The sequence below is a fragment of the Kitasatospora sp. NPDC048365 genome (genome assembly GCF_043200835.1).
GTDB lineage: Bacteria > Actinomycetota > Actinomycetes > Streptomycetales > Streptomycetaceae > Kitasatospora > Kitasatospora terrestris.
Window position 1 is genome coordinate 73,378 of record NZ_JBICYJ010000022.1, and the last position, 23,361, is coordinate 96,738.

16 protein-coding genes are annotated in these 23,361 nt (G+C 75.1%); 13 read left to right on the plus strand and 3 right to left on the minus strand.

The genetic code is table 11. The features are described from left to right. The first annotated feature begins 99 nt into the window (after positions 1–99). From lanL to ACGFX4_RS22740, 7 genes are all read left to right on the plus strand, one after another. The gene (gene lanL / locus ACGFX4_RS22710; RefSeq protein ID WP_393077299.1) at positions 100–2,871 is read left to right on the plus strand and encodes a class IV lanthionine synthetase LanL; all 2,772 of its coding nucleotides are present in this window, start codon (positions 100–102) and stop codon (positions 2,869–2,871) included. After that, positions 2,868–4,595 (plus strand): alpha/beta hydrolase family protein, encoded by a 1,728-nt coding sequence (locus tag ACGFX4_RS22715; RefSeq protein WP_393077301.1) that lies wholly within the window; start codon positions 2,868–2,870, stop codon positions 4,593–4,595. The genes lanL and ACGFX4_RS22715 overlap by 4 nt, the downstream gene beginning before the upstream one ends. Positions 4,596–4,829: 234 nt before the next feature. Then, positions 4,830–4,964, plus strand: coding sequence for a hypothetical protein (locus tag ACGFX4_RS22720; RefSeq protein WP_393077304.1), 135 nt, complete (start codon positions 4,830–4,832; stop codon positions 4,962–4,964). A 39-nt stretch (positions 4,965–5,003) separates the two neighbouring features. Then, positions 5,004–5,138, plus strand: coding sequence for a hypothetical protein (locus ACGFX4_RS22725; RefSeq protein ID WP_393077304.1), 135 nt, complete (start codon positions 5,004–5,006; stop codon positions 5,136–5,138). Between the two features lie 271 nt (positions 5,139–5,409). Continuing rightward, positions 5,410–7,197 carry an ABC transporter ATP-binding protein gene (locus ACGFX4_RS22730; protein ID WP_393077307.1) on the plus strand — a complete coding sequence of 596 codons (1,788 nt, stop codon included), beginning with the start codon at positions 5,410–5,412 and terminating at the stop codon, positions 7,195–7,197. Next, positions 7,182–9,026: an ATP-binding cassette domain-containing protein gene (locus tag ACGFX4_RS22735; protein WP_393077310.1), complete on the plus strand. Its 1,845-nt coding sequence runs from the start codon at positions 7,182–7,184 to the stop codon at positions 9,024–9,026. Before ACGFX4_RS22730 ends, ACGFX4_RS22735 begins: the two co-directional genes overlap by 16 nt. 182 nt (positions 9,027–9,208) lie before the next feature. Then, entirely contained in the window at positions 9,209–9,991 is a 783-nt protein-coding gene (locus ACGFX4_RS22740) for a maleylpyruvate isomerase N-terminal domain-containing protein (RefSeq protein ID WP_393077312.1), read from the plus strand. A 280-nt stretch (positions 9,992–10,271) separates the two neighbouring features. On the opposite strand, the gene cutA is transcribed toward ACGFX4_RS22740, so the two are convergent. After that, entirely contained in the window at positions 10,272–10,595 is a 324-nt protein-coding gene (gene cutA, locus ACGFX4_RS22745; RefSeq protein WP_393077315.1) for a divalent-cation tolerance protein CutA, read from the minus strand. A 401-nt stretch (positions 10,596–10,996) separates the two neighbouring features. On the opposite strand from cutA, the gene ACGFX4_RS22750 reads away from it, so the two are divergent. The 3 genes from ACGFX4_RS22750 (at position 10,997) to ssuE (ending at position 15,061) form a co-directional block, all read left to right on the plus strand. Continuing rightward, positions 10,997–12,244 carry a hypothetical protein gene (locus ACGFX4_RS22750; RefSeq protein WP_393077318.1) on the plus strand — a complete coding sequence of 416 codons (1,248 nt, stop codon included), beginning with the start codon at positions 10,997–10,999 and terminating at the stop codon, positions 12,242–12,244. Further along, a complete protein-coding gene (locus ACGFX4_RS22755; RefSeq protein ID WP_393077321.1) occupies positions 12,228–14,417 on the plus strand; it encodes a tetratricopeptide repeat protein in 2,190 nt (729 codons plus the stop codon). The genes ACGFX4_RS22750 and ACGFX4_RS22755 overlap by 17 nt, the downstream gene beginning before the upstream one ends. Positions 14,418–14,512: 95 nt before the next feature. Then, positions 14,513–15,061 carry an NADPH-dependent FMN reductase gene (gene ssuE / locus ACGFX4_RS22760; RefSeq protein ID WP_393077323.1) on the plus strand — a complete coding sequence of 183 codons (549 nt, stop codon included), beginning with the start codon at positions 14,513–14,515 and terminating at the stop codon, positions 15,059–15,061. Between the two features lie 85 nt (positions 15,062–15,146). On the opposite strand, the gene ACGFX4_RS22765 is transcribed toward ssuE, so the two are convergent. Then, complete coding sequence (locus ACGFX4_RS22765; protein ID WP_393077326.1) at positions 15,147–16,877, minus strand: methyltransferase; 1,731 nt, start codon at positions 16,875–16,877, stop codon at positions 15,147–15,149. Next, the gene (locus ACGFX4_RS22770) at positions 16,874–18,103 is read right to left on the minus strand and encodes a 4-hydroxybenzoate 3-monooxygenase (RefSeq protein ID WP_393077329.1); all 1,230 of its coding nucleotides are present in this window, start codon (positions 18,101–18,103) and stop codon (positions 16,874–16,876) included. The genes ACGFX4_RS22765 and ACGFX4_RS22770 overlap by 4 nt, the downstream gene beginning before the upstream one ends. A gap of 384 nt (positions 18,104–18,487) precedes the next feature. Here ACGFX4_RS22770 and ACGFX4_RS22775 point away from each other — a divergent pair, with 384 nt between their 5' ends. The 3 genes from ACGFX4_RS22775 (at position 18,488) to ACGFX4_RS22785 (ending at position 23,353) form a co-directional block, all read left to right on the plus strand. Continuing rightward, on the plus strand, positions 18,488–19,483 hold the full coding sequence (locus tag ACGFX4_RS22775) for a chitinase (RefSeq protein ID WP_393077332.1): 996 nt from the start codon (positions 18,488–18,490) through the stop codon (positions 19,481–19,483). A gap of 50 nt (positions 19,484–19,533) precedes the next feature. Further along, positions 19,534–21,036, plus strand: a complete 1,503-nt coding sequence (locus tag ACGFX4_RS22780; protein ID WP_393077335.1) for a cellulose binding domain-containing protein — start codon at positions 19,534–19,536, stop codon at positions 21,034–21,036. Between the two features lie 295 nt (positions 21,037–21,331). After that, a complete protein-coding gene (locus ACGFX4_RS22785; protein WP_393077338.1) occupies positions 21,332–23,353 on the plus strand; it encodes a discoidin domain-containing protein in 2,022 nt (673 codons plus the stop codon). The last annotated feature ends 8 nt before the right edge of the window (positions 23,354–23,361 follow it).

Here is a 23,361-nt window from a genome sequence, read left to right on the forward strand (position 1 = left end):
GGGCGCCGCCCGGTTGAGTAGGGGACTGCTCTGTGCCCGGCGTCCGCGGCGCAGCACCGTAGTGACTGCAAGGGGGACGGCAACGGGGGAGGCAGGGAAGTGACGGGGCGACAGGCGGTCACGGGCGAGCGGGAGATCGAGCAGGACGCGCCGGCGGGCGTGGCTGCGGCTGCGGCGGGCGTGGCGGAGTTCCCGCTGGCCGGGCAGGTGCGGCTGGTGATGGAGCGCGCCGGTGTCACCGGCTGGGAGCTGCGGGCCGAGGAGTTCTGGACCCGGCTGCTGCCGCCCGCCCACCGGCCCCGCCCGCAGGGCTGGAAGCTGCACGTGTCGGCCACCCCGCTGTCCGCGCCGCACGTGCTGGCCCGGGCCGCCGAGCAGCTGTTCGCGCTGGACTGCGCGTTCAAGTTCGCCGGCACGCTGGAGCGGGCCGAGGCGCTGATCTCCGGCCGCTACGACCGGGCCGGGGCGGGCAAGTTCCTCACCGCCTACCCGGTGGACGACGACCAGGCACTGCGGGTCGCCGAGGCGCTCGACCGGGCCACCGCCGGGCTGCCGGGCCAGCGGATCCTCTCCGACCGTCCGTACCGCCCGGGCAGCCTGGTGCACTACCGCTACGGCGTGTTCCGCGGCCGGCGGGAGCTCGGCAACGACGGCAGCTACGAGCTGCGGCTCACCGGTCCGGACGGCGGGTCGGTGCGCGACGAGCGGCGGCCCGCGTACACGCCGCCCGCCTGGGTCGACTGCCCGTTCCCCGCCCCGGAGGCGGCCGCCCGGACCGCCGGGCCGGTGCTGCTCGGCGGGCGGTACGAGGTGCGCGGGGCGATCCGGCACGCCAACAAGGGCGGTGTCTTCCGCGCGGTCGACCGGGTGACCGGCGCGGCCGTGATCCTCAAGCAGGCCCGCCCGCACACCGCGGCCCGGCCGAACGGGGAGGACGCCCGGGACGCGCTGCGCCGCGAGGCGGCCGTCCTCGACCGGCTGGCCGACCTCGACCGCGCCCCGCGCGGGCTCGCCCTCTTCGAGCACGGCCAGGACCTCTTCCTCGCCCAGAGCGTGGTGCCCGGTGTCCCGCTGCGCCGCTGGACCGCCGACCAGCTGACCGGCCCTGCCGGGCTGACCGGCCTGCCGGTCGGGCGGGTGCTGGCGCTGGCCCGCCGGATCACCGACCTGCTCGCCGAGGTGCACGGGCGCGGCCTGGTGCTGCGCGACCTCACCCCCAACAACCTGATGGTGGACGGCGGCGACCTGGTCGCCCTGGTCGACGTCGAACTCGCCACCGCGCCCGGCACGTACGTCCACCGCGCGGGCACTCCCGGCTACGCCGCGCCCGAGCAGATGGCGGCCGAACGGTGGGCGCCCGCGCCGGGGTTCGGCGCCGACCTGTACAGCCTCGGCGCGGTGCTGTTCCACCTCGCCACCGGCGCGGACCCGGTGTTCGCCCCGGACGACCCGCCCGGCCGGCCCTTCGCGGACCGGCTCGGCGAGCTGCTCGCCGTCGCCGGGGTCCGCAGCCGCGCCGTACGGCGGCTGGCGCCGCTGGTCCCCGCGCTGCTGGACGAGGACCCCGCCCGGCGGCCGGGACTCGACGCGGTGCGCGCCGAACTCGCCGACCCGCGACCGGTCCCGCCCGCAGCGGTGCCCGCCGGCCCGACCGCCGGACCTGCCCGGGCCGGAATCGCGCCCGACCGGCGCGAGCGGCTGCTCGCCGACGGCCTGGACCACCTGCTCGCCACCATGACCCCCGACGCCCAACGCCTGTGGCCCACCGGTGGGTTCGGCGCCACCACCGACCCGGTGGCGGTCCAGCACGGCGCCGCCGGACCGGTCGCCCTGCTCACCCGCCTGGCACCGCGCAGCGCCGCCGCGCTCGCCGGGCTGCGCACCGCCGCCGACTGGCTGGAGCGCGCCCTGCCCGCCGAACCGGCCGTGCTGCCCGGCCTCTACTTCGGCCGCTCCGGCACCGCCTGGGCGCTGTACGACGCCGCCCGCGTCCTGGGCGACCCGGCGATGGCCGGCCGCGCCCTCGACCTGGCCCGCCGGACACCGCTGAGCTGGCCGAACCCCGACGTCTGCCACGGCGCGGCCGGGGCCGGGCTCACCCAGCTCCACCTCTGGCACGCCACCGGCGACCCCGACTTCCTGGTCCGCGCCGAGCAGGCCGCCGACGGCCTGGCCGAGCGCGCCGAGCAGCACCCCGGCGGACGGGTCTGCTGGCCGATCCCCGCCGACTTCGACTCGGCGCTGGCCGGCCTCACCCACCACGGCTTCGCGCACGGCACCGCCGGCATCGGCACCTTCCTGCTCGCCGCCGGCCGGGCCGCCGACCGCGAGGACCTGCGGGCCCTCGCGGTCCGCGCCGGGGACAGCCTGCTCGCCGCCGCCGACCACGACGGCGACGCCGCCTGGTGGGGCACCGGCGAGGGCGCCGCGTCCGGCACCGACTCCCGGCTGCCGAACTGGTGCAGCGGCTCGTCCGGTGTCGGGACCTTCCTGATCCGGCTGTGGGCCGCCACCGGGGAGGCCCGGTTCCGCACGGCGGCGGAGGCGGCGGGCGCGGCCGTCGTGCGGCAGCGCTGGCAGACCTCGCCCGCCACCTGCCACGGCCTCGCCGGGAACGGTCAGTTCCTGCTCGACCTCGCCCACCTGCTGGGCGAACCCCGCTGGCTCGGGCACGCCGAGGAACTGGCCGCCTGCATCGACGTCCGGCACACCGTCCGCGACGGCCGGCGGCTGATCCCCGACGAGACCGCCGTGGACGTGGTCGCCGACTACCAGACCGGAACCGCCGGCGCCCTCGACTTCCTGCACCGCCTGCAGCACGGCGGCCCGCGCCCCTGGCTGCCCGTCCCGGGCCCGGAGGCGACCCGATGACCGCGACGACGCTCACCGCCGCGCCCGAGGTCCATGCCCGGCTGGGCATCGCGTACTCCGCCGACGGAGACCGGCTCGGCTGCCTCGCCGCCCGGGCCGACGGCCGGTACACCGCCGAGCTCTGGACGCTGCGCGACGGCACCCCCGAGCGGGCGCACCTGCCCGCCGCCGGGGACGCCGAGACCCCGCGCACCCAGTGCCTGCCACTGCCCGACGGCCGCCTGCTGCTCTGCCGCGGCGGCGGGGGACGCCACGACCTGCTCACCGCCACCCCCGGCGACGACCGGCCCCGGCCGCTCGGCACCGTGCACCACGCCGCCGTCCGGCTGCTGCCCTGGCCCGGACGCGACGCCCTGGCCGTCCTGGTCACCACCGACGGCGACCGCCGCTCCACCCTGCGCCTGCTCACCGGCCCCGGCCCGGAGCTGGTCGACCTCGCCGGGATCCCCGGCGGCCTGCTCGGCGGCAGCTGGCTCGACGGGCGGCACCTGGCCGGACTGGTCGTCGCCGGCGGCGCGGCCCACGGCGCGGTCGTCGACACGGCGACCGGCCGGACCACCCCGCTGCCCGGCGCCGAAGCGGGCGAACGCCTGCTGCTCACCGGCGGCGGACGGGCCCTGGTCGCCGTCCCCACCGCCGGCGGCGGCCACCGGCTGGGCCTGCGCCCGCTCGACGGCAGCACGCCGACCGCGTACCCGGACGGCCTCAACTCCCTTCCGGGGACGGTCCGTCCGCTCGCCCTCGACCCGTCCGGCGGACGGCTCGCGGTCCGCTCCGGGCACGGCGCGGTCGACCGGCTGCTCATCCACGACCTCGCGGCCGACACCGCCGTCGAACTGCCCTCCGCACCCGGCACGTTCGGCGACCGCGCGCACTGGGGGAGAGCGGGACTGCAGCTGATCCACTCCACCCCCGACACGCCCGCCACCCCGGTCACCGTGCCCGGCCGCCACCGGGCCCGGCCGGCCGGTCAACCATCGGCCGCGCTGCGGGAGTTCGCCGGATCGGAGGCCGTGGTGCACGGCGACCCGTGGACGGCCGAACGGGCCGTACTCGCCCTGCACGGCGGCCCGTCCGCCGCCTGGCGGTACGAATTCGACCCGCTGCTGCGCGAGTTCGCCGCCGCCGGTATCGCCGTCGTCGCCCTCAACCAGCGCGGCAGCACCGGCTACGGCGCCGCCCACCGGGACGCGATCCGCGACGACTGGGGCGGCCCCGACCTGGACGACGTCCAACGGGCCGGCCGGGAACTCGCCGCCTGGCGGACGGCCAACGGCCTGGAGGCGCCCGCCCTGTACGGCATCAGCTACGGCGCCTGGCTCGCCGTGCTGGCCGCCGCCGTCGCGCCCGACCGCTGGTCGCGCTGCGCCGCCGTCGCGCCGTTCCTCTCCGTCCCGCGGCTGGCCGCCGCCGGCTCGCCCGGGGTGCGCTCGCTGCTGGACCGGCTCGCCGCACCCGCCGAAACGGCCGCCGAACGCGACCTGTACCGGCAGGCGGACCGGATCCGGGTGCCCCTACTGCTGGTCCACGGCGACCGGGACGAGGTCGTCCCCGTCGGCCAGTCCCGCGAGCTGCGCGACCGGCTGCTCGCCCTCGGCCGCCGCCCCGGCGCGGACTTCACCTACCGGGAGATCCCCGGCGCCGGGCACTACCCGCCCGGCGGCCCCGGCGGCGCGGCCGTCCGCACCGCCCTCACCGACTTCCTCCGTACGGGCGCGCTCTGACGCCCCGCCCGGAGGAGCGCCGACACCGGCGCACCCGCACCACCCGCACACCGACGAAGAAAGGGGGGACACCCATGGACATCGAGCTCGAACTCGACGCCCTGCAGCAGCTGACCGAGGAGGAGCCGGCCGGCCTCGGCCGCTGCGAGAGCACCTGCTGGTTCACCTGCGCCTGGACCAACTGATCCACCGGCACAGCCGCACAGCCGCACAGCCGTACATCCGCACACCGACGTGACCACGGAGAAGGAGTTCGTCATGGAGTTCGACCTGGAGCTGGACGCCCTGCAGCAGCTGACCGAGGAGGAGCCCGCGGGCCTCGGCCGCTGCGAGGACACCTGCTGGTTCACCTGCACCTGGACCGGCTGAACCACCCCGCACCACGCACCACACCACAAGCACACCGACGTGACCACGGAGAAGGAGTTCGTCATGGAGTTCGACCTGGAGCTGGACGCCCTGCAGCAGCTGACCGAGGAGGAGCCCGCCGGTCTGGGCCGCTGCGAGGACACCTGCTGGTTCACCTGCACCTGGACCGGCTGAACCACGCCGCGCTGACCGCGCGTTGACGACCGGATCCGCGCCGCCCCGGCGGGCGGCGGGGACACCGGCGCCCACGCCGGGCTGAACCCGGGGCCGGGCCCGGCGGCCGGGCGGGACACCTTCCCGCCCCGCCGCCGGACCCGGCCCCACCGCCGTTGCCGCACCGCTGTTGCCGCATCGCCGTTGCCCCCGCCGTCCGCCGAGTCGGCCGCCCGCCGCCCGTAGCCCGCGGAGCCGGCCACCCGCAGCCCGTGACCAGGAGTGCCCACCGATGAAGCCCCGACGCCGCACCGCAGGCGCCGCCCGGCCGCCGGGCCCGGCCCGGACCGGCGACCGGCTGCTCGCCGATGCGGTCCGCCGGACACCCGGCTGGACCGTCACCCTCGCCGCGGCCACCCTCACCGCCGCGGCCGCCGGCCTCGCCCTGCCCGCCGCCGCGTCCGCCGCCGTCGACGGTGCGCTGCGCGGCACCGTCCCGGTCGGCGCCGTCGCCGTCCTCGCCGCGCTGCTCCTGCTCGCCGCCCTCGCCGACATGCTGGCGGCCGCCGCCAGCCCCGCCGCCTCCGCCGCCGTCACCGCGCGGCTGCGCCGCGACCTGACCGCCCACGTCCTGGCCGCCGGGCCGTCCGCGCTCCGGGCCGTTCCGGCCGGCGACCTCAACAGCCGCCTGATCGGCGCCGCTTCCCGCGCCGCCTCGGTCGCACCGGCGCTGGTCGGCGCCGCGACCGCCGCCCTCACCTCGCTCGGCGGACTGCTGGCGCTGGCGCTGATCGACTGGCGGCTCGCGGTGGCGTTCCTGCTGGGCACCGTCCCGGCGGTCGCGGTGATGCGCCGGTTCGTGGCCGGTTCCTCGGAGCTGTCCCTGACCTACCAGCGCCACCTGGGCCGGATCGCCGCGCTGTTGGCCGATGCCATGCGGGGTGCCCGGACCGTCCGCGCCTGCGGCACCGCCGCCCGGGAGGCCGATCGGGTACTCGCCCCGCTGGCCGAACTCTCCACTGCCGGACGGAGCCTGTGGCTCGCGCAGGCGGGTGCGGCGTGGCGGCTCGGCCTGCTGCTGCCGCTGGTCGAGGTGGCCGTGCTCGCCACCGGCGGCGCGGGCGTGGCCGCCGGCCGGCTGAGCGCGGGCCAACTGCTCGCGGCGGCCTCGTACACCGTGCTCGGCACCGCCCTGTTCAACCAGGCGGACACGCTGATGGGTGTCGCCCAGGCACGGGCCGGCGCCCGCCGGCTCGCCGAGGTCCTCGATCTGCCGCTTCCCCCGGCCGGAACTCGTGAACTCCCGTTCCCCTCGGGCCTGGTGGAGTTCCGGTCGGTGACCGTCCGGGCAGGGGACCGGACGGTCCTGGACGGTGTGCGGCTCACCCTGCCGCCGGGTGCGCTGGTCGCCGTGGTGGGCCGCTCCGGCTCCGGGCGCAGCACCCTCGCCGGCCTCGCGGCCCGGCTGCTCGACCCCGACGAGGGCAGTGTCCTGCTCGACGGAATCCCGCTCACCGAACTCCGCGAGGACGCCCTGCGCTCCGCCGTGGCCTGCGCGTTCGCCCGGCCCGGCCTGCCCGGCGACACGGTCGCGGCGGCGATCGGGTACGGGCGCCCCGACGGGGGTGCGGGCGCCGCCGGCGCGGCGGCGGTCCGGGCCGCCGCCGGGACGGCCGAGATCGCCGCGTTCGTCGACCGGCTGCCGGGCCGGTACGACACCCCGCTCGCCGAGGCGCCGAGGTCCGGCGGCGAGGCGCAGCGCCTCGGACTGGCCCGAGCCGTCGCCCAGGACGCCCGGGTCCTGGTCCTGGACGACGCCCTCTCCAGCCTGGACACGGTCACCGCCGCCCGGGTGGAGACGGCCCTCACCGAGGGACTCGCCGGCCGGACCCGCCTGCTCGTCACCCACCGCGCCGCCACCGCCGCCCGCGCCGACCTGGTGGTCTGGCTGGAGGCCGGCCGAGTGCGCGGCACGGGCCGACACGCCGACTTGTGGGACGCCGACCCGGCGTACCGCGCGGTCTTCGACCCGACGGCCACGGAGTCCGTCCTGGAGGGAACGCCATGCCCGGTTCGCTGACCGCTGCCGCCCCGCTGCCCGACCGCACCGGCGGGAACGGCCCGCGCCGGTCCGCCGGCCTGCGCCTGCTCGCCGCCGAACTCGCCTCCCGACCACGCCCGTTGGCGCGGGTGGCCGGATGGTCGCTGGTGGAGGCGGCGCCGCCGCTGCTGTCGGGGGTGCTGCTGGCCGCCGCGCTCGACCGGGGGTTCCTCGCGCAGCGCCCGTGGGCCGGGTTCGGCTGGCTGCTGCTGTTCGGTGCCGCGCTCGCCGTCCGCGCGTACGCGGTGCGCCGGATCTTCCCCGCCCTGAGCGACGTGGTCGAGCCGCTGCGCGACGCGCTCGTCCGGCGGACCGTCGCCGGCTCGGTGCACAGCTGGGCCGCCGGCGGCGAACCCCACGACCCGGCCGCGGTCGCCCGGCTCACCGAGCAGGTGGAGAGCGTCCGCAACCTGGTCGCCGCCCTGCTGCGCACCGTCCGGCAGGTGGCGTTCGCGCTGGTCGCGGCCGTCGTCGGGCTCGCCGCCCTGTCCGGGACGGTCGCGCTGCTGGTGCTGCCGTGCGTCGTCGTCGCGCTGCTCCTCCTGGCTGTGCTGCTGCGCACCCTGGCGGCCCGCCAGCGCGCCGTGGTGCTCGCCGACGAGGCGCTCGCCCGCGAGGCCGGCGGCGTCCTGGACGCGCTGCGCGACGTGGTCGCGTGCGGCGCCCGCGACCGCGCCCGGGCAGCCGTCGACGCCGCCACCGACGCGCAGGCCCGCGCCGTCGCCGCCCTCGGCCGGGCGGGCGCGGGCCGCCGCGCCGTCGTCCTGCTCGGCTCCCAACTCCCGCTGCTCGTCGTGGTACTGCACCTGCCCGGCCTGGTCGGCTCCGGCCGGCTCAGCGCCGGCGCGGCCGCCGGAGCGGTGACCTACCTGATCACCGGACTGGACCCGGCACTGCGCTCGTTCACCACCCTGCTCGGCACCTGGGGAGTCCAACTCGACGCGGTCCTCCGCCGGTTGGCCGAGACCACCGCCTACCGGGAGACGCCCGCCCCCGCCCCCGACGGGACTCCCGGCCCGGGCGGGCTCGCCGTCCACGGCCTCACCTTCCGGTACGGGCCGCACGCCGCACCCGTCGTCGACGGACTCGACCTCCGGGTGGAACCCGGCGACCACCTCGCCGTGGTCGGCCCGAGCGGCATCGGGAAGTCCACCCTCGCCCTGCTGCTCACCGGCCTGCAGACGCCGACCGGCGGCACGGTCGCCCACGGCGGTGTCCCGCTCGACCGGGTGCCGCCCGCGCGGCTGCGGCGCGAGGTGGCCCTCATCCCGCAGGAGGCATACGTCTTCACCGGGACGGTCCGCGAGAACCTCACCTACCTCGCCCCGGACGCCGGCCCCGCGGCGCTCGACGCGTCCGTCCGCGCACTGGGCCTGGAGCCGCTGGTCGACCGCCTCGGCGGCTACGACGCCCCGATCGACACGCCGTCCGCGCTCTCCTCGGGCGAGCGCCAACTCCTTGCCCTCGCCCGGGTCCACCTCTCGCCCGCCCGCCTCGTCGTCCTCGACGAAGCCACCTGCCACCTCGACCCGGCCGCCGAAGCGCGCGCCGAACAGGCCTTCGTTGCCCGCGACGGCGCGCTCGTCGTCATCGCCCACCGGATGAGCTCCGCCCGCCGCGCCCGCCGCGTGCTCCTCCTCGACGGACGCGACACCCACCTCGGCACCCACGAGGAGCTGCTCTCCGCGGCCCCCCGCTACGCCGAACTGGCCGGCCACTGGGAGCGGCCTCCCAGCGCCGCCCCCGGCCGGCCACCGGGCCGGGACAGGACGGAGGTCTCCGCCGCCGTGGTGCGCGCACGCGCCTGACGAGCGTGCCTCGGTGAATCCCTGGCGACCCACCACCTCCAGGTGGTACGTCACCTCGACCCGGAACCCGCGCGTGGCGTAGCGGGAGCCCGAGCGTGGGATCGCCCGGGCCGGAGCTCCCCGCCGTGTCGGCTGGGAAAACCGCTGTCAGGCAAATGGATCAAGGTGGTAGAACTGCCGCCGTGCACAAGACTCTGGAGTTTCCCGATCTGCTGCGGCTGATCGACGAACGTTCAACCGCCTTCCGTGCCGCGATCGCTGCCGCACCCAGCCTCGACCTGCCCGTGCCGACCTGCCCCGAGTGGACGCTGCTCGACCTGGTGCAGCACATCGGCGAGGGCCGTCGCCGCTGGGCCGCCACCGTCGCCGCCGGGCCGGACGCCACGTCCAGGACCCCGGCCCAGGGCGACGCAGTCGCACCGCAGGAGCGCGAGGCCGTGCTGGCCTGGCTGGCCGCCTCGACCGAGCTGTTGCTGGCGGCCCTGCGGGAGGCCGGTCCGGACCAGGGCTGCTTCACCGGCTGGGGTGTCACGCAGACGCCGCACACTGCCGGTGGCGTCGCCCGGCACCAGATCCAGGAGATCGCGGTGCACACCTACGATGCTGAGCTCACCGTGGGCGACTCGGCCTCACTGCCGGTCGAGGTGGCGCTCGACGGCGTCGAGGAGAGCCTGTTCATCGCCAGCTTCACGAGGAGTGCCTGGCCGCACAAGCCCACCGCCTTCGACTTTCACGCCGCCGAGGGCCGCTCCTGGCGCCTCACGGTCGACGGCGACGGGGCACGGACCACCCGGCTGCCCGCCACCGGCGGGGCGCAGGAAGCGGCAGGCCTCTCCCTTCGCGGCACGGCCAGTGATCTGGTCCTCTGGCGGTACGACCGCATTTCGGTGGACTCCCTGCAACTCGACGGGGACCCGAAGCTGCTCGACCTGCTCTACGCCTGGGAACCCGACGACTGGGCGTGACGACAGGCCGGCGCGTACCAACCTGCCGCTGAATCGCGAACGGACTCGCGCGGACAGATGCTCGCTTCCGAGGGTTGGCGGCGGGCATGAGACGAGGGAGTCCACGGTCAGATTGTGACGCCTGACACCCGGAGACGGGCTTCGAGGTGATCGACGTCGCCGGCACGTGAGCGAACCTGCCGGGGTGGCCGTTCACGCCGCGCCGGTCGGCGGCCTTCTTCCCTCAGCGGATGCCTTTCGTCGCAGGAACGCGACGTCCGTGCGTGGGCATCCGGGGCGATCAGACGGCGGTCTCTGCGGTGAGCCAGGCGAGGTAGGCGGGGGAGCCGGCGACGACCGGGACGGCGACGACCTCGGGGGTGTCGTAGGGGTGGAGTTCGGCGATCCGGGCGGTGAGGCGGTCGGCGAGGTCGGCGCGGGTCTTGAGGTCGATCCGCCACTCGGTGGTGTTCTGCACCTCGCCGTCCCACCAGTAGACCGACTCGACGGGGTAGACCTGGGCGCAGGCGGCGAGGCGGTCGCGGACGAGTGACGCGGCCAGGGCGCGGGCGGCGGCCTGGTCGTCGTGGGTGGTGGTGAGGACGAGGAAGTCCGGTTCGGTCATGCGCCGAGCGTACGGGGGTGCGGCCGGCCGGGCGGAGCTCCGCACCTACTGATCCTCAAGTCCCTTGCCATCAAAGGTTGTTCACAGAGAACGGCGCGTGAGCTGCGGGGCAACCCGGTGTTTATCCCGCGTAAACGACGGGGCCACACTCTGGTCACATGCGAGGCGCCGACCGGCGCATCGCACCGAACCAGAAGGGGGAATCGCCGTGAAGAAGGTCGTCACCGGCAAGAAGATCGTCGTCCGCAAGCCGGGCGCGGTGCGGCTGACCGCGCTGTGCACCAACTACGGCTACGGCAACTGCTGCTGCATCTGACAGCGGTCGTCCGGCGGACCGGGGGCGTGCAGTGCCCCCGGCCCGCCGGGCGGGGCCGGACCCGCCGAAGGACAGGGGCACCCCGATGGTGAACGACGCACCGCTCCGCTTCCACCGGCTGACCTACCTCGACCAGGGGGACGAGGTGGTGGTCGGCCGCACCGACATCGACTCCTACGGGGCCTTCCCGCCCGACGGGGCCGCGCTGCTGCGCCGCCTGGAGGCCGGCACCGACCCGCGGCAGGCGGCCGACTGGTACCGCGCCGAGTTCGGCGAGGAGGTGGACCTCGACGACTTCCTCGACACGCTGCGCGAGCTCGACTTCCTGCTCGGCGAGGACCGGGACGCCACCAGGACCGCCGACCGCCCGGTGCCGTTGCAGTGGCTCGGACGCGCCCTGTTCTCCCGACCCGCCTGGCTGGCGTACGCCGCGCTGCTCGCCGCCGCCGTCCTCGCCTGCGCGGACCGGCCGACGCTGCTGCCCCGCCCGGGCAACCTGTTCTTCAGCCCGTACGCGCTGCTGGTGCAGCTGGTGGTGTTCGTCAGCCAGCCGGTCTTGATGCTGCTGCACGAGTACGGGCACGTCCTGGCGGGCCGCCGACTGGGGTTGCGCACCACCCTGCGGATCAGCCGCCGCCTGTACTTCGTCACCTTCGAGACCGCGCTGGACGGCCTGGTGGTGCTGCCCCGGCGCAGCCGCCTGCTGCCGGTGCTGGCCGGGATGCTGGTGGACGTCCTCGGCATGGCCGCGCTGACGCTGGCCGCCTGGGCGAGCTGCGGACCGGACGGCACGCCGAGCACCGCCGGAAAGGTCTGCCTGGCGCTGGCGTTCACCGCGATCCCGCGGCTGCTGGCCCAGTTCTACTTCTTCCTGCGCACCGACCTGTACCACCTGGCGCTCGTCGTACTCGGCGGCAGCGACCCGCACGGCACGGCCCGCGCGTACGTCGCCAACCGGCTGAACCGGTTGCGCGGCCGCACCGACCTGCTGACCGACGAGAGTCGCTGGCACCCGAAGGACGCCGCCGCGGTGCGCTGGTACGCCCCGGCGTACCTGCTCGGGTACGCCGCGATGACGGTGATGCTGGCGACCGTGGTGCTGCCGGTCGGCTGGCGGTTCACCGCCTCCGCGCTGGCGACGGTCCGGGACGGCTCGGTGCCGTTCACCCGGCTCGCGGACGCGGCGTTCGCCCTGGCGATGGTCGGGGTGCAGCTGCTCGCGGTGGCGTACGGCGCCTGGCGGGCCTGGCGGCGACGGCGCCTCGCCGCACCCGACACGAGCACGAGCACGAGCGAGTCACACCAAGGGGGAGTCCATGTCCGGCCCGTCTGACCGTCCGCCGTCCATCACCGCTGTCGACCGACCGCACCACTGGCTGGTCGCGCCCGACGAGAGCGCCGCCCGTGCCCTGGTCGCCGACACGCTGGCTGAGCCGGGCGTGCCGCCGGTGCTCGCCGTGCTCGACGCGCACCGCCGGCTGCGCGGACCGTTCACCGCCGCCGGCGCGCTGATGCGGCAGCTGGTGCCCGCGGTGCTGGCCGCCGACCCGGAGCCGGCCGTCCGGCACGACATCGAGATCCTGGCCGCCGCACCGGAGTTGCGCACCGTCCTGCCGTGCCGCCGGGAGACGCTGACCTCGCTGACCGCCCCGCAGAAGCGCACCCGCTACTACCCCTACATCCGCACCACCCGGATCGCGCACGGGCTGATCGACTTCCTGACCGCGGTGCTGGACGCGCCCGCGACCCTGGTGGTGCGGCATGCCGAGCACGCCGACCGGACGGACGCGGACTGGCTCGCCCTGCTGCTGCGCCGCGCCGACCCGCAGCGCCTGCGGATCGTGGTCTGCACCGCGAGTCGGGACGTCCCGCAGCCGCTGGCCGACGCGCTGGCCGCGTACACCGCGCCGCGCGAGGCGCCCGCCACGCCGCTCGGGCTGCTGCCCGCCGACCCGGCCGCCCGCTGGGAGCTGGCCGCCGGCTGGGTCGCCGCCGACCGCAGCACCGACGATCCGGTGGCCGCCGCCTGCTACGCCGAACTGGAGCCGGCCGAGCGGGCCCGGCTGCACGAGGCCCGCGCCGAGGAGCTGGCGGCCGCCGCCCTGGCCGGTGAGGCGTCGCTGCTGCGCGGACCGCTCGCCCACCACCGGGCGCTGGGCACCGACCCGGCCGGTGCGGGTGCCCTCGCCCTGCAGGACGCCCTGCAGGAGTGCCTGCTGGAGGGCTTCTACGACGCCCTGGTCGAACTCGGCCCGCTCACCCACGCGGTGCTCGACTGGGCGACCCGCCCCGAGGAGTGCTGGCTGGTCACCGCCCGGATGACCATCGCCTACAGCGTGATGGGCGGCCGCGCCGACGAGGCCCTCGCACTGTACGACGACGCCTGCGCGAGCACCGCGCTGCCCGCCGTCCACATGTCGGCGGCGTACGGCCGCGCCATGGTCTACACCCGGTACCTGGAGCCCGAGCGGCGCGACCACCGCAAGGCGAAGGGGTGGGTCAACACCGCGGTCGCGCTCTCCCGCCTCGCCGACACCGACGCCCGGCGCGCCTACAACCGGACCTTCAACGAGAACGGCCTGGCGCTGATCGAGATGCACCTCGGCGACCCGGCCCGCGCCCTCGAACTGGTCGAGGCCGGCATCGAGCGGATGGACGGCGCGCTGGACGCCGAGGACCAGGGCCAGCACCGCTCGGTCCTGGAGTACAACCGGGCCCAGCTGCTGGCCCGCCTGGTCGGCCCGGAGGCCGGCGCCGCCGCGTACGACCGGGTGATCGCGCAGGACCCGCACCACAGCGAGTACTACTTCGAACGCGCCGTGCTGCTGCGCAAGTTGGGCCGCGACGAGGAGGCGCTGGCGGACTACGAGCACGCCATCCGGACCTCCCCGCCGTACCCCGAGGCGGTCTACAACCGGGCCGACCTCCGGCTCGAACTCGGCGACCTGGACGCGGCCCTGGCCGACTTCGACCGGGTGCTGGAGCTGGACCCGGAGTTCCTGGACGCGTACGTCAACCGGGCCGGGCTGCGCCACGCGCTCGGCGACGCCCCGGGCGCGGCCGAGGACATCGCCGAGGGCCTGGCGCGCGAGGCCGGGCAGCCGCACCTGCTGGCGCTGCGCGGCCTGCTCGCCCAGGACGACGACCGTCCCGAGGAGGCCCGCGCCGACCTGGAGGCCGCGCTCGCCGCTGACCCCGACCTGCCTGCCGCCTGGGCCGCGCTCGGCGTGCTGGCGTACGAGCGGGACGAGGCCGAGGAGTCGGTGCGCTGCCTCGGCCGCTCGCTGCGGCTGGAGGACGACCCGGTGGTCCGCGCCAACCGGGCTCTGGCGCACGAGAGTTGCGGCAACTGGGCGGCCGCCGCCGCGGACTACGCGGCCGCGATCGACCTGCTGCTGCCCGAGGTCGCGGCGGCGCAGGACGAGGCGGACTCGGCGGAGGTGGTGGCGGAGCTGTCCAGGCTCCGCGGGCGCCAGGCCGAGTGCACGGCCCGCAGTGCGAGCTGACGCAGCGCGAGTTGACGAAGTGGGTCGGCCGGCCGGCGACGGCCGCCGGTCGGCCCGATAGTGTCCGAACCACCCAGTCGTTCCGGAAGGCAGTCATGGCCACCGTCCTCGCCCTCTCGGGCAGTCCGTCACCCGCCTCGCGGACCGCGCGGCTGGCCGAGCTGGCCGCCGCCGACCTGCGCGCCCGGGGGCACCGGGTGCACACCCTGGCGCTGCGCGAGCTGCCCGCCGAGCCGATGCTGGCCGCGCACACCGCGGACCCGTCGATCGCCCGCGCGGTGCGGCTGGTCGCCGAGGCGGACGCGCTGGTGGTCGCCACCCCGATCTACCAGGCCGCGTACTCGGGGCTGTTGAAGGTCTTCCTCGATCTGCTGCCCCGGCACGCGCTGGACGGCAAGCCGGTGCTGCCGCTGGCCACCGGCGGGTCGGCGGCCCATGTGCTGGCGCTGGACTACGCGCTGCGGCCGGTACTGACCGCGCTCGGCGCGCAGGTCGCGCCGGGACGGTACGTGCTGGACCGCGAGCTGGGTGCGGCGCCGGACGGCTCCGCGTTCCTCGCCGGGGACAGTGCCGCCGCGCTGGCCGGGACGGTCGACCGGTTCGCGTCGGCACTGGCCGGCGCCGTGCAGCTCGCCGCCGCCTGAACGGACTCCGCCCGAGCGGACCCGTGCCCGCCGGTCCCGGCCTGTCCGCGCACGTCGGACGGGCCGGACCCGGCGGGCGGCGGGGTCAGCGCCGCCGGGCGCGCAGCAGGGCGCCGTCGAGCGGCAGGTCGTGCCGGGCCACCAGGTCGAAGCCCGCGTCGGCCAGCAGCCGGGCGTAGTGCGCCTCGGTGCGCTCGCGGCCACCCACGTTGCAGAGCATGTGGACGTCCCAGGCGACGGCCAGTGAGGGACTGTCGTCCGCGGGCAACAGGCGCTCCACCACCAGCAGTTCACTGCCGGGGGCCATCGCGTCGGCGACCCGGCCGAGGATCTCGGCGCAGCGCCGGTCGTCCCAGTCGTGCAGCACCCGGGACAGGATGTAGACGTCCCCGCCCGCCGGGACGGAGGCGGTGAAGTCCCCGGCGACGAACGCGCAGCGGTCCGCGACGCCGGCCGCGCCCAGCGCGGTGCGGGCCGCCTCGATCGCGTGCGGGCGCTCCAGCAGCAGGCCGCGCAGGTGCGGGGCGGCGCGCAGCACCCGGCCGAGCAGCGTGCCGTTGCCGCCGGCCACGTCGACCACCAGCTCGGCGGCGGAGAAGTCGACCAGCTCGGCGACCGGGCCGAACATCCGCGCGCTGGCCGCCATCGCCCGGTCGAACAGGTCGGCCGACTCCGGTTTCCGCGCGAAGTACGGGAAGTGGTGCTCGCCGAACAGCTCCGCGAACGCCTCCTCGCCGGTGCGTACGGCGTGCCGCAGGTGGCCGAAGGACTGGTAGAACGTTCCTCCGTACAGCAGTGCGAGCGGGCGCAGCGACTCCGGGGTGTCGGCGTGCAGCAGCCGGCCGGTCGCGGTGAGCCGGTACCCGACGTCGCCCGGGTCGCCGTCGTGGCCGTCGTCGCCGTCGTGGCGGGTGAGCAGTCCGAGGCTCGCCAGGTAGCGCAGCAGCCGGCCCAGGCTCTCCGCGTGCGTCCCGGTCCCGGCCGCCAACTGCGCGGCGGTGGCACCGGGGTGGGCGTCCAGCAGATCGGCCAGGCGCAGCTCGGCGGCGACCGCGATGGCCTGGGTCTCCCAGGCGCCGGTCAGCTGCCGCAGCAGCCGGTCGGCGGGTTCGGCGGTGGCGTCGGCGGCGGAGCGCCGCAGGTGGGCGGCGAGGGCGGCGGTGTGCTCGCCGGCCGCGTACAGCTCCAGCCGGTGCCGGTCGGTGCGGAAGTAGAGGACGGTGGCGTTCTCGTGCGCGTTGTAGCCACCGCCGTCGGCGCGGGCGCCGGCCCGGTCGGTGAGCAGTGCGGACAGGCCGGCCAGCACCACGTCGTCGGGCGTGGGCAGGTCGAAGGCGGTGTGTGCCTCGTGGTCGGCGGCCCGTTCGGCGTCCGCGACGGCGGCCAGGCCGGAGTGCTCGGGCACGGGGAGGGCGAAGATCTCCACCTCCTCGGCGCCGCCCTGCGCGGCGTCCGGTACCCGGGTGTGCAGGATGCCGACCTCCAGCTCGGCGGTCGGGCGGCGGTACCGCGAGGCGAGGCGCTGGCGGACGACCACGCTCGGCACGGTCTCGCCGGGCGTCATGCCGCGGTCGGCCAGCTCGGCGCGGAGTGCCTCCAGGGAGGGCGGGAAGACCAGGACGGCGGTGTGCGCGAGGCGCAAGTGCCTTCCGAGCGAGGTCAGTTCGGACTCGTCCAGGTCGGGCAGCAGTTCGGCGAGCGCGCTGCGGGTGTCGTGGGCGCGGACGAACGCGGTGGCGCGGTCGATCCGGGCGAGGTCGGCGCCGGCCACCGCCTGGGCGGGCAGCGCGGTTTTGGGTGCGGCGTGCGTGGTCATCGTGATTCCCCGTGGTTCGGTGTCGGTCCGAGGCCGACGTAGTTCTCGGCGAAGTGGTCCTGATGGGTGCGGGAGGTGCGCAGGCTCTCCAGGCGGGCGGTGCGCAGGGCGCGCAGGAAGCGGGACTCCTCGTCGTCACCGGACGGCGCGTGCAGCAGGCCGATCATCCAGTGCGAGAACTCCTGGGCGCGCCAGATCACCGGCAGGCAGTCGGTGGAGTAGCGGGCGAGCGGCGCCGGGTCGCCGTCGCGCAGGTCGGCGGTGAAGGCCCGGGCGAGGACCTCGGCGGCCATCACCGCGAGGTTGGCGCCCTTGGCGGCGGACGGGCTGATCAGCGCCGCCGCATCGCCGACCAGGAACAGCGGCCCGTACTGGATCGGGTCCAGCACGTCGGACTCGAGGTCGACCACCGCGCGTTCGATGATCGGCCCGCGCTTGAGCGGCCCGTGCCGGTCGGCGCGCATCCGCAGCTCCAGCTCGGCCCAGATCCGGTCCTCGTCCCAGCTCTCCGGGTCGGTGCCCGGTTCGCACTGCAGGTAGTAGCGGGTGACCGAGGGGGTGCGGGCCATGTGTCCGGCGAAGCCGCGCTCGTGGACGGCGTACGCGACCGCCCCGAGGCTCGGCGGCGCCTCGGCGAGCAGCGCCAGCCAGGACACCCCGTGGCCGCGCCGCATCCGCCCGACCGCGCCGTCGGGCAGCGCGGTGCGGGCCACGCCCTGCCGCCCGTCGCACCCGGCGAGGTAGCGGCCGCGGAAGCGGTGCGCGGTGCCGTCCGGCGCCTCGGCCAGCAGCCACGGCCGCTCGCCGTCCAGGCCGCCCAGCTCGGTCACCGGGGTGTCGAAGTGCAACTCGCCGCCCCGGCGCAGGTACTCCGCGACCAGGTCGCGGACCAGGAACTGCTGCGGGTAGACGGTGTGCGCCTCGCGATTGCCCAACTCCCCGTAATGGAGTGTGAATTCGCCCTGCTCGGTGCGGAACTGGCAGACGTCGTGGGTCTGCCCCCCGGCCAGCAGTCCCTCCGCGAGGCCGTGCCGGCTCAGCGTGCGGACCGTGTCCGAGGCCAGGAACCCGGCGCGGGCCCGCTGTTCGACGTACGTACGGCTGCGCCGTTCGACGACGACGCACTCCACGCCCGCCGCCAGCAGCAGGTTCCCGAGTACCAGGCCGGCCGGTCCGGCGCCGATGATCAGCACCGCCGACTCGTGTTCGACGATGGGTCCCGTCATGTGATTCCTCCCCGTGCGACCGCTGGCCCGGTCACTCCTACCAGTCGCAGATGACCGGACGGTAACCTGCGAGTACGCCGAATGCGCATGTCATCAACAGGATTTGACGGAGCGTCAACGATCAACGCCGCTGTGGCGGCGATCGATCGCACACCACCTGGTTCGGCCCCGTTCACCCCCGGAGATGATCATGGCACAGCGTACCCGAGGCCTCTCGCGGAGCCGTGGACTCGGCGCCGGGCGGCACGACCCCTTTGTCAGGAAAGTTTCCTGACGATTGCTCTTGACCCTCTGCTGTCAGCTCGGGATGCTGAGTTCCGCGTCGCCGGTGGCCACCCGTGTCCGCACGCTCTGTCCTCCCCGTGACCAGAGAATCGAGTAGACGTGCCCAGACTCACGCGTGCCCTCGCGGCCGCGGCACTCGCCCCCACCGTGCTCGCCCTGTTCCCCGCGGCCGCCGGTGCGGCCCCGCTCCCGGCGGCCGCCGCCGCACCCGGTGCGATGGCCGCGGCCCCGTACGAGTACCTCGGTTGGGGCAGCCCGCAGAAGCCCACCGACGTGATGGCCGCCACCGGCGTCACCTGGTTCACCCTCGCCTTCGTCCTCTCCGACGGCACCTGCAACCCCAAGTGGGACGGCAGCCGGCCACTGCTCGGCGGCTCCGACGAGGCGGCGATCAAGTCCATCCGGGCGGCCGGCGGCGACATCGTGGTCTCGGTCGGCGGCTGGAGCGGCAACAAGCTGGGCGAGAAGTGCCGCAGCGCCGGCGCGCTGGCCGGCGCCTACCAGAAGGTGATCGACGCCTACCACCTCAAGGCGCTCGACATCGACATCGAGGACACCGAATTCTCCAACGCCACCGTCCGGCAGCGGGTCGTCGACGCGCTGAAGGCCGTCAGGGCGAAGAACCCCGGGCTGGTCACCTACATCACCATGGGCACCACGCCCAGCGGCCCGGACGCCACCGGCAAGGACCTGATCAAGCGCGGCGCCGCCGCCGGACTCGCCAACGACGGCTGGGTGGTGATGCCGTTCGACTTCGGCGGCCACACCGGCACCATGGGGCAGGCCACCGTCTCCGCCCTGAACGGCCTGAAGGCCGCGGTGAAGAGCGCGTACGGCTACAGCGACGACGCGGCCTGGCGGCACACCGGGGTCTCCTCGATGAACGGCATCACCGACGAGCCCGGCGAGACCGTCACCACCGGCGACTTCCGGACCATTCTCGCCTACGCCCAGCAGCACCACCTGGCCCGCTTCTCCTTCTGGTCGGTCAACCGCGACCGCGCCTGCGGCAGCGGCACGGACGCCGACGCCTGCAGCGGCATCGCGCAGTCGCCGTACGCCTTCACCAAGATCGTGGCCCAGTACCGGGGCTGACGGGACTCCCCTGCACCTCCCCCCGTCGACTCCCGTTCCGTGGAGGACCTTTGTCCACCCTGCGCACACCCCTGATCGGGGCCCTCGCCGCCGCGCTCGCCGTCGGCGCGGCGGTGACCGCCCTGCCCGCCCACGCGGCCGCGCCGCGCCTGACCGCCGCGTTCGCCCAGTCGTCCGTCTGGGACACCGGCTACGGCGCCCAGATCACCGTCGGCAACAGCGGCGACGCCGCCGCGACCGGCTGGACGGTGGAGTTCGACCTGCCCGCCGGGACGACCGTCGCCAACAGCTGGTCCGCCACCCGGTCGCAGAGCGGCACCCACTACACCTTCGTCAACCTGGGCTGGAACGGCACCGTCGCGCCGGGCGCCACCCAGAGCTTCGGCTTCAACGCCGCGGGCGGCGGCCTGCCGCTCAACTGCACGGTCAACGGCGCCCCGTGCGGCGGAGGCGGGACCGGCACACCCACGCCGACGCCGACGCCCACGGCGAGTCCCTCCCCGAGTCCGTCACCCACCTCGTCGCCCCTGCCCACCCCCACCCCCACCCCGACACCGACGCCGACACCGACACCGACCGGGCCGGTGGTGGACGTCGCCACGGCCGCCCAGCTGTCTGCCGCGCTGGCGGACGCGACGCCCGGCCGGACGATCCGGCTGGCCCCGGGCGAGTACCACGGCGCCTTCCTCGCGCAGCGGGCCGGTACGGCGGCCGCGCCGATCACCCTGACCGGCCCGCGCACCGCCGTGCTGGTCAACGACGGCCCGTCCGGCGACGCCCCCGCCTGCCCCGAGCCCGCCGCGGGCTGGGATCCGGGCTACGGCCTGTGGCTGTACGGCGCCCCGTACTGGAACCTCACCGGCTTCACCGTGCGGGACGCCAAGAAGGGCGTGGTGCTGGACAGTTCGCCGCACGTGACGATCGACGGCCTGTACGTGCACCACACCGAGGACGAGGGGGTGCACTTCCGCCGGTCCTCCGCCGACGGGGTGATCCGCAACTCGGTGGTGGAGTACACCGGTCTGGTCCAGCCCGGGTACGGCGAGGGCGTGTACCTCGGGTCGGCCGGCTCCAACTGGGGCTGCCACGGCAACTCCGCGGGAGTGGACCGCTCCGACCGGGTGCTGGTGGAGAACAACCGGATCGGCCCGTACGTGGCCGCCGAGCTGATCGACGTCAAGGAGGGCACCACCGGCGGGACGATCCGCGGCAACACCTTCGACGGCCGGGGGATCAGCGGGCAGAACTCCGCCGACTCCTGGGTGGACGTCAAGGGCGTCGACTACCTGATCGAGAACAACACCGGGACGTTCGCCGCGCCCGGCACCTTTGCCAACGGCTACGAGACCCACAACCCTTCCACCACACCGGCGTTCGCCAACGGTTGCGGCAACACCTGGCGCGGCAACCGCTCCGACCTCGGCGGGGTCGGCGCCTACGCGATCAAGGTGACCTCGGTCTCGGCCTGCGCCGGCCGGCCCAACACGGTGTACGCCTCGAACACGGTCACCGGCGCGGTGTCGGGTCTGACCAACGTTCCCGTCACCCCCTGACGGGAGCGGAAGCGGGGGCTCCCGGGTCAGGAAGATCCCCATTACTGAACCGGCGCACGGTTTCGTGACCTGGAAAGTAATTCCTCCTGGCCCGACGCCGTCGAGCCCCCGCAGTGCTGCGACCTCAGACATTGATACTGACTGGTAAGTAATTTGTCCCCAAGCCTTGACGCGCCGTTTACCGCTCGGGATTCTTCCGGTGGATCCAGCACCATCGCGCGACTACCCTCCCCCCACCCCGAGCAGAGGTGTTGTTTTGGCTGCGCATGCGAAGGTCCGACGTGTCGTCACGTCGATGCTGTCCCTGTTACTGGTCCTGACGGCGGCGCTGTTCGCCGGCCCGGCGCGGCAGGCCCGGGCCGCCGACGGGTGGTGGAACCCGACCGCGCGGCCCGCCCCGGACTCGCAGATCAACGTCACCGGCGAGCCGTTCCGCGGCACCGACGCCAACGGCAAGGTCCGCGGCTTCGTGGACGCGCACAACCACCTGATGTCGGCCGAGGGCTTCGGCGGCCGGATCATCTGCGGGTCGGTGTTCTCCACCAAGGGCGCCGCCGACGCGCTCAAGGACTGCCCCGAGCACTACCCCGACGGGGCGCTCGCCCTCTTCGAGAACGTCACCGGCGGCGCCGACGGCCACCACGACCCGGTCGGCTGGCCGACCTTCAAGGACTGGCCGGCCCACGACTCGCTGAGCCACCAGCAGAACTACTACGCCTGGGTGGAGCGGGCCTGGCGCGGCGGCCAGCGGGTGCTGGTCAACGACCTGGTCACCAACGGGCTGCTGTGCTCCATCTACCCGTACAAGGACCGCAGCTGCGACGAGATGGACGCGATCCGGCTGGAGGCGAAGAAGAGCTACGAACTCCAGGACTACGTCGACGCCATGTACGGCGGGGCCGGCAAGGGCTGGTTCCGGATCGTCACCGACGCCGACCAGGCCCGTGCGGTGGTCGCGCAGGGCAAGCTCGCGGTGGTGCTCGGCGTGGAGACCTCCGAGCCGTTCGGCTGCAAGATGATCCTCGATGTCCCGCAGTGCGACGAGGACACCATCGACCGCGGCCTCGACGAGCTGTACAAGCTCGGCGTGCGCAGCATGTTCCTGTGCCACAAGTTCGACAACGCGCTGTGCGGCGTCCGCTTCGACGAGGGCACCATCGGTGTCGCCGTCAACGCCGGGCAGTTCCTGTCCACCGGCACCTTCTGGCAGACCGAGAAGTGCACCGGGCCGCAGCACGACAACCCGATCGGACTGCCCACCGCCCAGGCCAACGCGATGCTCCCGGCGGGCGTGAGCGTCCCGTCGTACGCGGGTGACGCGCAGTGCAACACCCGCGGCCTCACCAGGCTCGGCGAGTACGCGGTGCGCGGCATGATGCAGCGTCACATGATGCTGGAAGTCGACCACATGAGCGTCAAGGCAGCCGACCGGGCGTTCGACATCCTGGAGACCTCGAACTACCCGGGTGTGATCTCCAGCCACTCCTGGATGGACCTCCAGTGGACCGAGCGGCTCTACAAGCTCGGCGGCTTCATCGCCCAGTACGACCACTCCGCCGAGGGCTTCGTCGGCGAGGCCAACCGCACCAAGGCGCTGCGCGACAAGTACGGCGTCGGCTACGGCTACGGCACCGACCTCAACGGCGTCGGCGGCTGGCCCGGCCCGGTCGGTGCGGACGCGCCCAACGCGGTGAAGTACCCCTTCCGCAGCGCCGACGGTGGCTCGGTGATCGACCGCCAGGTCACCGGCCAGCGGACCTGGGACCTCAACACCGACGGCGTCGCGCACGCCGGCATGGTGCCGGACTGGATCGAGCAGATCCGGCTCAGCGGCGGCCAGGGCGTGATCGACGACCTGATGCACGGCGCCGAGTCGTACCTCACCACCTGGAAGTCCACCGAGCGGCACGACGCCGGCACCGACCTGGCGCGCGGAGCCTCCGCCGCCGCCAGCTCCTCGGAGTGGTGGAACCCGTTCGTCAGCTACCGCCCGGAGAAGGCCGTGGACGGCGACCGGGGCAGCCGCTGGGCCAGCGAGTGGAGCGACGACCAGTGGTGGCAGGTCGACCTCGGCGCGGTCCGCCGGATCGACCGGGTCACCCTCGACTGGGAGAGCGCCTACGCCAAGGGCTACCGGATCGAGGTGTCCACCGACGGCTCGAACTGGCGGACCGTGTGGTCCGTCGACAGCGGCAACGGCGGCCTGGACACCGCCCGCTTCGACCCGGCTAACGCCCGCTGGGTGAGGGTCCACGGCGTCCAGCGCGGCACCCAGTGGGGCTACTCGCTCTACGAGGTCGGGGTGTACGGGACCTGATCGGCGGA